13 protein-coding genes and 1 other annotated feature are annotated in these 15,647 nt (G+C 45.2%); of the genes, 12 read left to right on the top strand and 1 reads right to left on the bottom strand.

The features are described from left to right. The first annotated feature begins 9 nt into the window (after nucleotides 1-9). The 10 genes from AS29_RS02740 (at nucleotide 10) to dtd (ending at nucleotide 11,836) form a co-directional block, all read left to right on the top strand. The gene (locus AS29_RS02740) at nucleotides 10-1,251 is read left to right on the top strand and encodes a DegT/DnrJ/EryC1/StrS family aminotransferase (RefSeq protein WP_035405250.1); all 1,242 of its coding nucleotides are present in this window, start codon (nucleotides 10-12) and stop codon (nucleotides 1,249-1,251) included. A gap of 21 nt (nucleotides 1,252-1,272) precedes the next feature. Continuing rightward, nucleotides 1,273-2,127 (top strand): class II fructose-bisphosphate aldolase, encoded by an 855-nt coding sequence (locus AS29_RS02735; RefSeq protein ID WP_197491567.1) that lies wholly within the window; start codon nucleotides 1,273-1,275, stop codon nucleotides 2,125-2,127. Then, complete coding sequence (locus AS29_RS02730) at nucleotides 2,127-3,068, top strand: 1-phosphofructokinase family hexose kinase (RefSeq protein ID WP_035405246.1); 942 nt, start codon at nucleotides 2,127-2,129, stop codon at nucleotides 3,066-3,068. Before AS29_RS02735 ends, AS29_RS02730 begins: the two co-directional genes overlap by 1 nt. A 28-nt stretch (nucleotides 3,069-3,096) precedes the next feature. Beyond that, nucleotides 3,097-4,131, top strand: a complete 1,035-nt coding sequence (locus tag AS29_RS02725) for an SIS domain-containing protein (RefSeq protein ID WP_035405245.1) — start codon at nucleotides 3,097-3,099, stop codon at nucleotides 4,129-4,131. A 16-nt stretch (nucleotides 4,132-4,147) separates the two neighbouring features. Beyond that, nucleotides 4,148-5,053 (top strand): ROK family protein, encoded by a 906-nt coding sequence (locus AS29_RS02720; protein ID WP_035405243.1) that lies wholly within the window; start codon nucleotides 4,148-4,150, stop codon nucleotides 5,051-5,053. 52 nt (nucleotides 5,054-5,105) lie between these two features. Then, nucleotides 5,106-5,726, top strand: coding sequence for a histidine phosphatase family protein (locus tag AS29_RS02715; protein ID WP_051860553.1), 621 nt, complete (start codon nucleotides 5,106-5,108; stop codon nucleotides 5,724-5,726). A 294-nt stretch (nucleotides 5,727-6,020) separates the two neighbouring features. After that, entirely contained in the window at nucleotides 6,021-8,375 is a 2,355-nt protein-coding gene (gene recJ, locus AS29_RS02710) for a single-stranded-DNA-specific exonuclease RecJ (protein ID WP_035405242.1), read from the top strand. 16 nt (nucleotides 8,376-8,391) lie between these two features. Further along, nucleotides 8,392-8,904 (top strand): adenine phosphoribosyltransferase, encoded by a 513-nt coding sequence (locus AS29_RS02705; protein WP_035405241.1) that lies wholly within the window; start codon nucleotides 8,392-8,394, stop codon nucleotides 8,902-8,904. 260 nt (nucleotides 8,905-9,164) lie between these two features. Next, entirely contained in the window at nucleotides 9,165-11,363 is a 2,199-nt protein-coding gene (locus tag AS29_RS02700) for a RelA/SpoT family protein (RefSeq protein WP_035405240.1), read from the top strand. 17 nt (nucleotides 11,364-11,380) lie between these two features. Beyond that, the gene (dtd, locus tag AS29_RS02695; RefSeq protein WP_035405239.1) at nucleotides 11,381-11,836 is read left to right on the top strand and encodes a D-aminoacyl-tRNA deacylase; all 456 of its coding nucleotides are present in this window, start codon (nucleotides 11,381-11,383) and stop codon (nucleotides 11,834-11,836) included. Between the two features lie 54 nt (nucleotides 11,837-11,890). Here the strand turns inward: dtd and AS29_RS02690 are convergent, their stop codons facing one another. Then, a complete protein-coding gene (locus tag AS29_RS02690; RefSeq protein WP_035405238.1) occupies nucleotides 11,891-13,606 on the bottom strand; it encodes an SH3 domain-containing protein in 1,716 nt (571 codons plus the stop codon). Nucleotides 13,607-13,725: 119 nt separating this feature from the next. On the opposite strand from AS29_RS02690, the gene AS29_RS21535 reads away from it, so the two are divergent. Together AS29_RS21535 and hisS are read left to right on the top strand one after the other, a co-directional pair. Then, complete coding sequence (locus AS29_RS21535; RefSeq protein ID WP_197491566.1) at nucleotides 13,726-13,902, top strand: hypothetical protein; 177 nt, start codon at nucleotides 13,726-13,728, stop codon at nucleotides 13,900-13,902. 59 nt (nucleotides 13,903-13,961) lie between these two features. Further along, nucleotides 13,962-14,196, top strand: a binding site (T-box leader). A 153-nt stretch (nucleotides 14,197-14,349) separates the two neighbouring features. Further along, on the top strand, nucleotides 14,350-15,627 hold the full coding sequence (hisS, locus tag AS29_RS02685) for a histidine--tRNA ligase (RefSeq protein ID WP_035405237.1): 1,278 nt from the start codon (nucleotides 14,350-14,352) through the stop codon (nucleotides 15,625-15,627). Nucleotides 15,628-15,647: the final 20 nt, after the last annotated feature.

Raw genomic sequence — 15,647 nt, 5'->3', positions numbered from 1 at the left:
GAGAATTCAATGGGCATTCAAACGGATTTCCTTGCCATTCATGGAGGAAAAAAAACAAAAACGGCACCCTTTGGCACAGGCAAGCGCTTTGGTCTTGAAGAGGCAAAGGAATTGCTTGAAGCGCTGGAACAGGATACCCTTTTTTATCACTTCGGTACAAAGGTGAAAACCTTTTTGCAGCATTTTAATGCTCTGTATGGAATACAGCATAGCGTTGCGGCTTCCTCTGGCACAGCAGCCATTCATGTAGCTCTGGGAGCTGCTGGAATTACCGCAGGAGATGAAGTGATTACAAGCCCGATTACCGACCAGGGGACGGTCGTTGGAATTCTTTATCAAAACGCAATACCCGTCTTCGCAGATTTAGAGCCTTATAGCTTTAATCTGGATCCGGCTTCCATTGAGCGTATGATCACCGCTAAAACGAAAGCTATTATAGCGGTCCATCTCGCTGGAACTCCATGCCGGATGGATCAGATTATGGCGATCGCCAATAAGCATGGTCTGATCGTGATTGAAGACTGTGCACAAAGCTATCTGGCAAAGCAAAACGGCAGGCTGACGGGAACAATCGGCCATTTTGGGTGCTTTAGTACGAACGATTTCAAGCATATATCAACGGGCGACGGCGGGATGGTCGCTGTCAATCATCAGGGTGAGGAAGTATTCATGCGCGCGCATGCGTTTGCCGATAAAAATTACTCCCGTTTTGATTCATCTGTTACCCGGAAAATCAGCTCGCTTGCTCCGAACTATCGAATGTCAGAGCTGCAGGGGGCAGTAGGAATCGCACAGCTGAAAAAACTTCCCGGCTTATGCGCAAGAAGGACGGAGCTCGGGGAGATGCTCACGAAAATGATCGGGGGAATCCAAGGAATCTTTCCTCCCGAAGTCCCGGCAAATAGCGTGTCGACCTACTGGTTTTACATGTTCAGGCTTGACCTGGATTTGCTGACCTGCTCGAGGGAAGAATTCTCTGAAGCTTTAAGGGAAGAAGGAATTCCCAATCAGGCTGGTTATATAGCAGAAGTCCTTTACAAGCAGCCTCTTTTTTCATATCGGTCAGCCTATCCGGGAACCGAGTACCCATTCAGCTTAACGGAGCAAACGTATGAGGCCGGAAGCTGTCCTGAGGCGGAAAAAATCCTGGAAACGGCTATTAAGCTGCCGATGAGCGAATTTTTCACAAATCAGGATATGGAGGAAACAGGAAGAGCCATTGTAAAAGTAGCTGCGTATTACAAAAAATAATGGGCAACAGGAGGAATGAACGTGTCTTTTGTGACGCCAAAAGAAATCGTAATGGATGCTTTTGAAAATGGGTATGCGATTGGGGCCTTTGCTGTTCATAACCTTGAAATCATGAAGGCTGTTATTCATGGTGCAGAGCGTATGAATTCACCTGTGATCCTTCAGACAACACCTGATACGGTCCGTTATATGGGTCTTGATTACACAGTTGCGGCAGTTAAAAATTTAGCTGAAAAGGCGAAGATCCCTGTAGCTCTTCATCTTGACCACGGGGATACCTTTCACATCGCGATGCAGTGCCTCCGGGCGGGCTATACGTCTATCATGATTGACGGTTCATCCCTTGATTTTGAAGAAAATGTCCACCTGGTAAAGAAAGTAACCGAGGCTTCCCACGCGATGGGCATTCCGGTTGAAGCAGAGCTTGGGTCCATTGCGAGAAACGAAGGGAACGGAGAAAAAACAGACCGGCTAATGTACACAGATCCTTCCTTGGCGGGAGAGTTTGCAAAGCGTACGGGAATCGACTTCCTCGCCCCATCCTTTGGCACGGTACACGGTGTATATGCAGACGAACCTGATTTGGATTTCCAGCTGCTTGAGGCCATTAAGGATGCCTCAGGAATTCCGCTGGTGATGCACGGTGCATCAGGTGTAAGTAATGAGGACATTAGGAAAGCAATAAACTGCGGAATTGCAAAAATTAATTATTCAACCGAGTTAAAGCTTGCGTTTGCAGCCGAGCTTAGACACTATTTGCAAAGTCATCCAACTGCATCGGATCCTAGAAAATATTTTATGTCAGCAAGGGAAAATGTCGAGGAGCTGGTGAAAGAAAAAATCTCGGTATTGATAGAAAAACAGCGGGTTTTATAATGATCACAACGATTACGCTGAATGCAGCTGCCGATCTGACCTATCTCATTCCGGGGTTCAGGAAAAATGAGATTAACCGGATTCAGCAGGTTTTCAAAGAGCCTGGCGGTAAAGGAGTAAATGCTGCCAAAGTACTCCACGCACTTCAAATTCCCGTTACAGCTGCAGGCTTTGCAGGGGGAGAAAATGGCCGGTTTATCGTAGATTCCCTGCTTCGGCGCTCTATTGATAGCCGCTTCACAGAAATAGAAGATGAAAGCAGGGCCTGTCACTCCATCGCTGATCCAGGCTGTGCCGGCATCCAAACGGAACTGCTGGAAAAGGGTCCCGAAATAACCCCTGCTGAATGGCATCGGTTTTTAGAAAAAGATTTAACGGAGCTTGCAGCTGAAAGTCAGTATGTTCTATTTTCCGGAAGTCTTCCTGGCGGCCTCAATGAGGACTCGTACATCGAAGCTGCAGAAAGAGCTGCTGCCAAGGGAGCCAGGATTATTTTTGATACGGGCGGGAAGACACTGGAAAAAGCACTCCAGACAAAGCCTTTTCTAATAAAACCAAATCTCGGGGAGCTGGGCAGTTTATTTGGCAGGGATTATGACGCGATTGATGTGAAAGAGATTGCAAAGGATGTTAAAGCGGCATCCGATGGTGGTGCAAATGCGGTCGCTCTTACGCTTGGCAGCAGGGGCTCAATTTTTCACAGCAAGGGAATCACTCTATTTGCAACGGCCCCAAAGGTTCATGCCGTTAATCCGACCGGATGCGGTGATGCATTTCTGGCAGGGTTTACAGCGGCGCTTTACAAAGGGCGCTGCTGGAAAGAAGCCATAATCAGCGGGACAGCCGCGGGTGCTGCAAATGCGATGGAATGGACAGCCGGTACGGTCCGGATTGAAAACTATGAACATATTAAACATACGGTTCAGGTTTATAACCTGTAATTCACCCATTTATTTAGGAGGGGTTAGCATGAATAGCTATACGCTGGATGAAATAAACGATCAGCCGGAAATAATGGAAAAAACCTTTCATTCTGTCAGCGACAGGTCCCTTAAAGAATTAAAACCCGGAACGATTCTTCTTTTTACAGGGTGCGGAACCTCTTTTTATTTAGCCCACAGTGCAGCTAAATATTATCAGAAAATAACAGGCCGACCTGCAGCAGCAGTTCCGGCTTCTGAGCTGATTCTCTGTCCAGACGAAGCATTAGCCAACGATTCAGACTATCAGATTGCGGTCATATCAAGATCCGGCACCACATCTGAGGCAGTAGAAGCTGTGAAAACGGTACGCGGCAGGAAAAATATATCGACTATAGCGGTAACGTGCAATGAGGATTCTCCCCTTTGCATAAGCTGTGATGAAGCGATTATTCTCTCTCACGTGAATGAAAAGAGTGTAGTGATGACCCAAAGCTTTTCTGCCATGCTGTATTCTCTTCAGCTTTATGCTGCACATATCGCCGGTGACCCTGCTGCATGGAACGAATTAAAAACTCTTCCTGAAAAAATGAAAGAGGCTTTAAGCCTTTCAGAAAAGGTGAAGAAATTTTCTGAGAGTAATGAATGGGAGAATGTAATCTACTTAGGCAGCGGAATGTACAACGGCCTGGCCAAGGAAGCCACTCTAAAGCTGAAGGAAATGACACAAACGGTATGTGAAAGCTATTGTTCTCTAGAATTCCGGCACGGTCCGATCTCGATAGCGGGTACGAAAACAGCGATCATTCTCCTTGGCTCCAGGTCTACGGTGAAATATGATTTGCCTCTTCTCGAAGACTGCAGGAAGCTTGGAGCAGCGGTGTATTATCTCGGACCGGACCTCACGGAAGAGGACAGGGAGAGGGTAACAGAATCATTCGCCCTGCCTGCCGGAACAGCGGATCATCATTCGGTTCTCGCCATGCCTTATGTTCAGAAAATAGCTTATTATAGGGCGAGATTTCTTAATCTAAATCCGGATCTGCCGAAAAACTTAACACAAGTGGTTCACATTCCATTATAGCTGGGAGGAAAATGGTATGGATTGCGCAATCGGACTGGACATTGGCGGATCCAAGATAGCGGCGGGACTCGTATTTGAGTCTGGGAAGTGCGGTTCAGTGACCATTCGCCCTTCTGCTCCCTCCAGCGAATCAGAAATGTATGAGCGGGTTAGGGAGTGCATTGGCGAAGTCATCGCCAAATCTGATATTCAACTGGAGCGGATTGCCGGCATTGGGGCAGGCTCACCTGGTTTAATTGATAGAGAAAAAGGGCTTGCTCTGTTTTCCAATAACCTTCCATGGAGGAGCTTTCCTCTCTCAGAAAAACTTCAGGAAGACTTCGGCATGCCGGTCCTGCTTGATAACGATGTTTGTATGGCGTCTTATGCGGAGTGGTACAATCTGGGCGGGGAAAAAAATGAAACGTTTGTTTTTATGACAGTAAGTACAGGCATTGCATGCAGCATCATTCATAACGGAGCTTTTTTTAGAGGGGCAGGAATGGCCGGGGAAATTGGAATGTATGTGGAGGAAGAGGCAGGTGACGGCACTTTCGTTTACCGAACTCTGGAAGAGGTGGCTTCCGGATCAGCCATTTCCGAAAAGGTTAAAGCTTTCAGCGGAAAATTAATGGAGGAGAAAATGGAGCTGTTTGATTACCTTCTTGCAGGGGAGCAGGCAAAGGAAACGGAGAAAATGATTGCCCGTTTGGCCAAATCCGTTTATTCCATCATCTGTTTGATTGATCCTCACCGAATTGTCCTTGGGGGCGGCGTTATGAACCGGAACCGCAGGCTTGCTGCCGAAATTTGCCGTGAGCTGGATGGGTACCGCTCCCTTCGGAATGAACCGATTTCAAAGCGGATATCAGTAAGTGCTTTAAACGATACCGCCGGCTTAACTGGAGCGGGTCTTATGCTTCTGCATTCTCTTAAGGAATAATCCTTTCCTTTCCTGGAAGGATTATTTTTTTAAGGGGCATTAAAGAATCTTTTTGGAAACAGTCCGCACTCTCCCTTATTATGGTAAAATTTCAAAAAAAGAGCTTGGGAGATTGATTGGTTTGAAGGTAACGATTATTAGACATTTTAAAGTAGATTGTCCGCCTAAAAAAATGATGACATCAAAAGAGTTTTCTGAATGGTGCATCCGCTACGATCATTCTCCTATATGCGAGCCTTATAGCATAAAGACTGCAGAAAACTGGGACAGCTGCCACTCAAGCAATATGACAAGAGCCTCCGATACCGCCGCTGCTCTTTACGGCCCGGCTCATATCACTCCATGCTTGAGGGAAATTCCGCTTTCACCTTTCTTGCAGACATCTTTCACGCTTCCATATTTCCTGTGGATCGTCTTCGGCAGGCTCGCCTGGTTTTTCTCACATTCTTCTCAATCCGAAACGAGAAAACAGTCTGCTGACAGGGCAGATCAATACATTTCTGAGCTGGAATCTCAAAACAGCAGGCATGTTCTAGTTGTGTCCCACGGATTCTTCATCTCTGTCTTATCAAGGAGACTGCTTAAACATGGCTATACCGGAAAAAGAGCCGTTCGCCTGAGAAATGGAGAAAGGATCGTTTTTGTAAAGGAGCAAGCTGATGATCTTTTATAGATCTATCTTAGAATAAAGACAGAAATAAATCCTGCTATGAATACGCATACCATGAGGAACCACCATGTTTCAGTTATCTCTTTTTTTGCTGACTGATCCTTATTCTTCATTTGAAAGAACCTCCAATATTTCTATAACTCTATAATGAATTATTGTACAGCAGTCATGAATTTTTTTCCAATTTTCATAAACTGCTTTAACGGCTGGCTATTCATTCTACTCCATCTTCAGCCCACATCCAGTTTGTATCGGCTACCTGCCTCAAGTATAATAGAGTAATTGAGGGGTGAAGAAATGTTAAAACCTAAAGCCCGATGGTCCGTCACAGGTGCGGATGCCGATAAGGCAGAAAAGTTAGCAGACAGCTTGAGAATCACGAATTTGGTTGCTTCTTTGCTTGTAAACAGGGGAATCGAAGAACCCGAGGCTGCAAAAGCATTTTTATATATGGAAGACCAGGAATTTCATGATCCATTTTTAATGAATGGAATGGAACAAGCTGCTGCAAGAATAAAAAGAGCCGTTGAAAATAAGGAAAAGATCTGCGTGTACGGTGATTATGACGCAGATGGTGTGACCTCAACCGTTGTGATGCTGGAGACGCTGAAGCAAATCGGAGCTGACGCAGACTTCTACATACCGAACCGGTTTACAGAGGGGTATGGTCCGAATAAAGAGGCATTTTTCAAACAAAAGGAAGCAGGCGTTTCGCTGATTATTACGGTCGATACCGGGATTTCTGCTGTAGATGAGGCAGAGTATGCAAAAGAAATCGGAGTAGACTTAATTATCACGGATCACCACGAAGCAGGTCCGGTTTTGCCTGATGCCCTCGCTCTAGTGCATCCAAAGCTGCCTGGCAGCGAGTATCCATTTAAAGAGCTTGCGGGAGTAGGGGTCGCGTTAAAGGTTTCTCAAGCTCTCCTTGGGACGGTCCAGGATTCATTTCTAGAGCTGGCAGCCATTGGGACAATCGCTGATTTAGTATCTCTGCATGGAGAGAATCGGCTGATTGCGTTCAAAGGCATTGAATTATTGAAAAAGACGACTCGTCCCGGGATCAAAGCGCTGCTTCAGCAGGCCGCCTCGAAGGACAGCCAGCTTTCCGAAGAAACAGTTGGTTTTGCCATTGCTCCGAGAATCAACGCAGTCGGCAGGCTCCAATCGGCAGACCCTGCTGTAGAACTGCTGCGCACAGCTGATTCTCTTAAAGCTTCGGAACTTGCTGCTGAAATTGACGGTCTCAACCGCGAAAGGCAAAAAATTGTTCAGGATATTGCCCAAGAGGCAATTGAGATGGCTGAAACACACTATCCTCCGGAGGAATATCCCGTTCTTGTTCTTGCGAATAAAGGATGGAACCCCGGTGTAGTGGGAATCGTTGCCTCAAAGCTTGTAGATAAATTTTACCGGCCGGCGATTATTCTTTGTTTGGATGAAGAAGGGATGAAAGCGAAGGGTTCGGCAAGAAGCATTGCCGGGTTTGATCTTTTTAAAAATCTTTCGGAATGCCGTGAGCTGCTTCCTCATTTCGGGGGGCACCCGATGGCGGCAGGAATGACGCTTGCTGCAGAGGATATAGACGAGCTCCGGGAAAGGCTGAACATGCTTGCGAAAAATCAGCTGAAAGAAGAAGATTTCATACCTTTAACAAAGGTCGATCTCTCCTGCAAATTGGAAGATGTGACTCTTTCAACGATTGAAGAACTGAATTTGCTCGCTCCATTTGGAATGAACAATCCCAAGCCCGTTGTTATGATCGAGGATTTAACAGTGACCGGGATGAGGAAAATCGGCTCGAACCAGAATCATCTGAAGCTTACCCTTGAACAGGATGCTTCTCAGGTCGATTGTGTAGGCTTCGGTTTTGGGTACTTGCATGACGAAATTTCGCCCGTCTCCAAAGTGTCTGTCGTTGGCCAGCTTTCCGTGAACGAATGGAATAATTTCCGCAAGCCTCAATTTATGCTGCAGGATGCCGCAGTCGACGGATGGCAGCTATTTGATCATCGCGGTGCCCGCCAGCTGAAAACCGTATTGGACCGGATATCAAATTCAAAGGCTCAGTTAATTGCGTTTAAAGAAGCAACGAGGCAGCAGCTCATCAAGGATGGGGCTGCATCTGACTGTCTCTTCGTTCAAAGCGCTGAAGAAGCGGAAAAAATAGATCTTACCGGACGATACGCTGTGTTTATGGATGTTCCGGAAGATCTTGATGCCCTGACAGCTCTTTTTGTACAAGGCATGCCTGAGAGAATATATGCTTTCTTCATCCAGACAGAAGACCACTTTTTTTCCACGCTGCCAACACGGGAGCATTTTAAATGGTTTTATGGATTTCTTGCAAAAAGAGACAATTTTGACTTGAAAAGGCATGGTGCGGAGCTTGCAAAGCACAAGGGCTGGACAGCAGATACAATAGATTTTATGTCTAAGGTGTTTTTTGAGCTGGATTTTGTTACAATAACTAATGGTCTGATTTCAATTAATCGACAAGGTGGAAAACGCGATTTAAGTGAATCGATTGCCTATAAAAAGAAAAAAGATCAAATGGAGCTGGAAAACAGGCTGCTGTATTCCTCTTACCGTGAGTTACTCGAGTGGTTTGATGAACGGATAAGCAGATCTTCTAAGCCTGTTCAAGTTTGAGGAGGAAAAACGAAAGATGGATTTAAAACAATATGTAACGATCGTCGAGGACTATCCGAAACCCGGAATCCGTTTCAAGGACATTACGACACTTATGGATAAAGGCGAAGTCTATAAATATGCTACAGATCAGATTGTTGAATTTGCCCGTGAAAAGCAAATTGATATCGTTGTCGGTCCTGAGGCGCGCGGATTTATTATCGGATGTCCAGTGGCATATGCACTGGAAGTAGGATTTGCCCCTGTGAGAAAAGAAGGAAAGCTTCCGCGCGACGTAATTAAAGTAGATTACGGCCTTGAATACGGCAAAGATGTTCTCACTATTCATAAAGATGCCATCCTGCCTGGTCAAAGAGTGCTGATTACGGACGATCTGCTTGCAACAGGCGGAACAATAGAAGCGACGATTAAGCTTGTTGAAGAGCTTGGTGGAGTAGTTGCGGGAATGGCATTCCTTATCGAGCTCTCCTATCTTGATGGCCGCAAAAAGCTTGATGGCTACGATGTTATGACATTAATGCAATATTAAAATTTATTTGAGGAAAACTGGCCGCCTGCGGTCAGTTTTTTTTCGAATAGCTAAAAAAGATGGATAAATAATTCAATGATAAAAATCTTTTTTAAAAATACAATGTAAGCGCAGACAAAGCCTGAAAATAAGGTGAAATACAACCATCTACTACCCCCGTAAACCGGATATCCAATCGAATTCTTTTCCTTACCCTTTACAGAACTCTTTTTTTTCACGATAATAGGTACAATAAAGTTTTCTTCAAAAAAGGTGATTCCATGGCGAATGAACAAGTCCTAACCGCTGAACAGGTGATCGAACGGGCGAAGCGGTATTTGGCTGACGACAATCTTGATTTTATCCGGAGAGCTTACGATTTTGCAGAGGAAGCACATCGTGAGCAGTACCGTAAATCCGGTGAACCCTATATAATTCATCCTATTCAAGTAGCGGGTATTTTAGTGGATCTTGATATGGACCCCTCCACTATAGCCGGCGGTTTTTTGCATGATGTGGTTGAAGATACAGATGTGACTCTGGACGATATCCGCAAGGCATTCAGCGATGAAGTGGCCATGCTGGTTGATGGAGTGACAAAGCTCGGAAAGATTAAATACAAATCCCATGAAGAGCAGCAGGCAGAGAACCATCGGAAAATGTTTGTTGCAATGGCCCAGGATATCAGGGTGATCCTGATAAAGCTTGCGGACCGTCTTCACAACATGAGAACTCTTAAGCATCTGCCGCAGGAGAAGCAGCGGAGAATTTCAAATGAAACGCTGGAAATTTTTGCTCCTCTAGCCCATAGACTCGGGATTTCCAAGATTAAGTGGGAGCTTGAAGATACAGCTCTCAGATATTTAAATCCTCAGCAGTACTACCGGATTGTGAATCTGATGAAAAAGAAACGGGCAGAGCGCGAGGAATATTTGGACGAGGTCATTAATGACGTTAAAAACAGTGTGCAGGAAGTTCAGATTGCAGCTGAATTTTCCGGCCGGCCAAAGCATATTTACAGCATTTATAAAAAAATGGTTCTCCAGAATAAACAATTTAATGAAATATACGATTTGCTCGCAGTCAGGATCGTAGTTAACAGCATTAAGGATTGCTATGCCGTTCTGGGAATCATTCATACGTGCTGGAAACCAATGCCCGGCCGCTTTAAAGATTATATTGCAATGCCGAAGCCAAACATGTATCAATCCCTTCATACGACCGTGATCGGCCCTAAAGGCGATCCTTTGGAAGTCCAAATCCGTACGATGGATATGCACCACATTGCTGAATACGGGATTGCCGCCCACTGGGCATACAAAGAAGGAAAAGAATTGGATGACCATGCTTCTCTCGAAAAGAAATTGACATGGTTCAGAGAAATTCTTGAGTTCCAGAATGAATCCACAAATGCGGAAGAATTTATGGAATCCCTGAAAATCGACTTATTTTCTGATATGGTGTTTGTATTTACGCCAAAAGGAGACGTTATTGAGCTTCCATCCGGATCTGTACCGATTGATTTCTCCTACCGAATTCATTCAGAAATCGGCAATAAAACAATTGGTGCAAAAGTAAACGGCAAAATGGTGACCCTTGATTATAAACTGAAAACAGGGGACATTATTGAAATTCTGACCTCCAAGCATTCGTACGGACCGAGTCAGGATTGGCTAAAGCTTGCCCAGACTTCACAGGCTAAAAATAAGATCAGACAGTTTTTCAAGAAACAGCGCCGTGAAGAAAACGTTGAAAAAGGGAAGGAATGGGTCGAAAAAGAAATCAAGAACATGGATTTTGATTTGAAAGAGATCCTTGCTTCCGACAACGTTAAACGGGTTTATGAAAAATTCAATTTTGCCAATGATGAAGATATGTTTGCAGCAGTAGGCTACAACGGAATTACAGCTCTGCAAGTAGCGAACCGCCTGACGGAAAAATGGCGCAAAAAGCGCGACCTTGAGGAGCAGGAAAAAGCCGTTGAAGAAGTGGTGACTGAATCAAAGCAGTATCCTTCTCAGAAGAAGAGGGATGCCGGTGTAAGAGTCAAAGGCATTGACAACCTCTTAATCAGGCTGTCCAAATGCTGCAATCCGGTACCTGGAGATGAAATTGTCGGATTTATTACGAAAGGGCGGGGCGTATCCGTTCATCGTGACGATTGCACGAATATCCAGGCAGATGATGCAAAGGACCGGCTAATCCCGGTTGAATGGGAGCATCAGATTGACGGCAGGAAAGAATATAACGTTGAAATTGAAATCATGGGCTATGACCGCAGAGGGCTTCTGAATGAAGTGCTTCAGGCAGTGAATGAAACAAAAACCAATATTTCTTCGGTCTCCGGCAGATCGGACCGGAATAAGGTCGCAACCATTCATATGGCTCTTTCCATTGCAAACATCAACCACCTTCATAAGGTGGTTGAAAGAATTAAACAAATTTCAGATATTTACTCTGTTAGAAGATTGATGAACTAAAGTGAGGGTTCTTTTCAATGAAGATTGTTCTTCAGCGTGTAAAGGAAGCAGAGGTTACTGTCGGCGGCAGCTCCACAGGGAAGATTGGCCGGGGGATTATGGTTCTTGTCGGTGTCACACATGATGACACGGCAGATGATGCGAAATACTTGGCTGATAAACTTGCGAACCTTCGAATTTTTGAAGATGATGAGGAAAAACTGAACCACTCGCTTCTTGATATAAAAGGGGAGGTTTTATCCGTATCGCAATTTACCCTTTATGGAGAATGCCGAAAAGGGAGAAGACCGAATTTTATGGCTGCAGCCAAATCGGACATAGCTGAACCGGTATATGAGCAGTTTAACGATGAACTGAGACAGCTCGGTCTGGTGGTTGAGACCGGAACGTTTGGGGCGATGATGGATGTTTCGCTTATAAACGATGGGCCTGTAACCCTGATTGTGGACAGCTCTGAAAGAGGAAAGAAATAGCATCAAAAAAGGAAGCCTCTGCGGCTTCCTTTTTTGATGCATTTTACAGTTTTGTTATTGCTGGCTGAAATAGTCTTTAAGTCCTTCCGTTATGCCGTGAACGGCATTTTTCTGAAAGGAGCTTGAGTTGACCGTCATTTCATCTGTGATGCTGCTTAAATATCCGAGCTCGATTAAGATGGATGGCCTGCTGTTTTCCCGTATGACATGGTAATCCCCGAAACGGACACCGCGATCTGCTGATCTTGTATTCTTAATCAATTCCTCTTTTACCGGGAGAGCTAATTTCTGGCCGGATGAATGATAATAATAAACCGTCATCCCTCTAACTGCTTTATTCGAGCTGCTGTCGTAATGGAGGCTGATAAAGGCATCCGCTGACCTCGACTGAGCTGAATTGACCCTTGAGCTTAGGCTGATATACAGATCAGAGCTTCTAGTCATGACGACATTGGCGCCCTCTGACTGCAGCTCGCCTGAAAGGTAGCCGGCTGTTTTCATCGTCAGAGATTTTTCAAGGGTTCCGCCGGATCCTGACGTACCCCCGTCTATACCTCCGTGTCCTGGGTCAATTACAATCGTTTTTCCCTTGAGGGACTTTGACTCTCCTGGCCGATTGACGGTTTTGCCAAATTCCGCATCCTCAGCAAGCCAGCCTGCCACATAGCCTGTCCTGCCATCAAGCAGCTTAATTTTGTACCAGTCGTTTTGCAGTGAAAGGACGGTGTATGTCTGACCTGTTGTCCCTCTGGCAATGACAGAGCTGTTCACAGAAGCGGAGGAGCGAATATTCGTCCCGTCTGAGATCAGCCGGATTGCTCCGCTGTTTTTGGGAGCTGTATCCTGTTGTGATCCTGTTTCTGAAGCTTTAATATAAAGCGATGAAACCCAGCCTGTCTGACTTCCGTTAAATCGGATTTTCGTCCAGCTGTTTTTTTCTTCAAGGATGGATACCTGTTCATTTTTTACGACTTTTCCAGATAACCCGCCAGTAGGGGAAGGAGCATTCCGGACGTTTAAGGATGCAGCTGTAACGATCCCTGTTTTCCCAGTTTTAATCTGGCTTTCAAGACTGCCGCTTTTTACAAAATCCCGGCTTACCCAGCCTGTCTTTCCGCTATAGGAAATTCTAAGCCAGCTGCCCTCCGACTTCAAAATGGCAACCTTAGTCCCTTTTGTTACTGAACCAAGCAATGAGCTTGCAGAAGAAGGGGCGGATCTTACATTTAGGGAGGTCGCAGTTATGTATCCTGATGGTCCTTTAACGTCCGTTTTTTCTTTCGAATCCTTAATGGATGAAGAAGCATAGCGGGAGGAAATCCACCCAGTTACCCCGTTAAACGAGATGTTTGTCCATTCCCCTTCTTTTTTCAGAAGCACAGCCTGTTTTCCATAAGGGAAGGTGCCGACGATTGCATGGCCGGTTCCCGGTCCCTTGCGAATCCTGACATCTTCGGCATTTGAGTATACGGTTTTTACTTGTGATGGGGACTGAATTTCCACAAGCCAAGTGGCCGCCCAGCCTGTCCGGTTTCCAGGCAGATCAAGTTTTACCCATTCCTTGTTTTTTTCAAGAACACCATACTTTTCGTCTTTGCGTGCAATTGCCTCAATTCCATAGCTTAATCCTGGTCCTTTGCGAATATTAAGGGTGTCATTTAAAATTTTCGCCGTTTCCTTCGGAGCAGCCTCTGCATAAAACGGCTCTGCTGGAATGAGTGAGAAGAGCAGAATCGCACACAAAGCTGCGCTAACTATTTTTTTATACATAAGAACCCCCTTTTTAACCTTCACTTCTATCATTATATCGTCAAATCCCTGGTTCGTTTGAAATAATTTTTCGTCAATTTGGGCAAGCTAAAATGAATCTTACGAAAGGGGCTTTCAGAATGAGATACAGTGAAAAAGGAGAATGGGCCCATCAGTCACCGGGAAATTTGTTTTCAGCCGACCTGCATGCCCTCTCAAAGGTGGAGAAGGATAGCGCCCCAATGGAGCTTGCTTCGGAATTTGGTTTAACATTAAGAGAGGTAAGAGATTTGAAAAAACATTTACACCAATCTTGACATGACAAGCGTGCATGCGTATGATAAGATAAAATTCGAATCTTGAAGGTTATACATATGAACAACCAGTGAGGGAGAAAAGTAGCTGGAACTACACGTGGAAAGAGATGAAATGCCTTGGCTGAAAGCATTTCTCCATGATGATCCAATGAACGAACACTCCTTAGGTTTCTTTCTGAAAAGCAGGAGCTTAGTAGGATAAGGACGCAGCCGGCGTTAAAGGTTATGAGCGGAAGCCTGAATCATGAGGCTTCAACTAGGGTGGAACCACGGGTATTAACTCTCGTCCCTGCGATAATGCAGGGATGGGAGTTTTTTTATTTTAGCTCATTAAAGTTCGAAGCTGATTGGAACGCGATGTGATTTCGGGAGTTACCGCTGAAAAAAGAGTGCTGGAAGCGGATTTTATCAGAATCATTATTTTTAAGAACGCAGGAGTGATGAAAAATGGCATTTCAAGTTCCAAGAGGGACACAGGATATTTTGCCGGGACAATCTGAGCGGTGGCAATTTATTGAAAATATTGCAAGAGAAGTATGCAGCATTTATCAGTACAAGGAAATAAGAACCCCAATCTTTGAACACACAGAATTATTTCTAAGAAGCGTCGGCGAATCAACGGACATCGTACAAAAAGAAATGTACAGCTTTGAAGACCGCAAAGGAAGGAGCATTACCCTTCGTCCGGAAGGAACAGCTTCTGCTGTAAGATCTTTTGTAGAAAACAAAATGCATGCAGCAGCGCAGCAGCCTGTCAAGCTTTACTACATTGGACCGATGTTCCGTTATGAAAGACCACAGGCAGGCCGCTACCGTCAATTTGTTCAATTCGGTATCGAAGCGATTGGCAGCGAGGATCCAGCAATTGATGCAGAGGTTATTTCTTTGGCAATGAGCGTGTATCAAAAAGCCGGTTTGAAAAACTTAAAGCTTGTCATTAACAGCCTTGGGGATCAGGATAGCCGCTCGGCACACAGAGAAGCGCTTGTTCAGCATTTCCAGCCAAGAATAGGGGAGTTCTGTGCAGACTGCCAAAAGCGTCTTGCTCAAAATCCACTTAGAATTCTTGACTGCAAAAAAGACCGGGAGCATGAGCTTGTTCAATCGGCGCCATCCATTCTTGAATATCTAAATGAAGAGTCCGCAGCGTATTTCGAAAAGGTGAAATTTTACCTGAAAGAACTGGACGTTGAATATACGGTTGATAAAAACCTTGTACGCGGGCTTGATTATTACAATCATACCGCTTTTGAAATTATGAGCAACGCGGAAGGATTCGGTGCTATAACGACTCTTGCCGGCGGCGGCCGCTACAGCGGTCTCGTAAAAGAGATGGGCGGACCGGAAATTCCCGGAATCGGTTTTGCGATGAGTCTGGAGCGGTTCCTCGCAGCGATTGATGCTGAACAGGCAGAGCTTCCTATACAGTCCGCAATTGATTGTTATGTTGCATACATGGGCGACAAGGCAAAAGACCGTTCCGTTTTGATTCTAAATCATCTGAGAAAAGCGGGCTTGTCCGCTGAAAGAGACTACGAGAACAAAAAACTGAAAGGCCAGTTCAAATCAGCAGACCGTTTACAGGCTCGATTTGTCGCGGTTCTTGGTGAAGATGAGCTTGAAAGAGAAGCGATTACGCTAAAAGATATGGAATCAGGAGAGCAGCAGGAAGTTTCCATATCAGACCTTGCGGAAGTCATTTTATCCCGAAAGAACGGGAAATAAGTTTCACTGATTAAAACGAT

Source organism: Bacillus sp. SJS (genome assembly GCF_000732485.2).
GTDB lineage: Bacteria > Bacillota > Bacilli > Bacillales > Bacillaceae > Metabacillus_B > Metabacillus_B sediminis.
The sequence above is the reverse complement of the archived record's forward strand: the minus strand, read 5'-3'. Positions and strand labels throughout refer to the sequence as shown.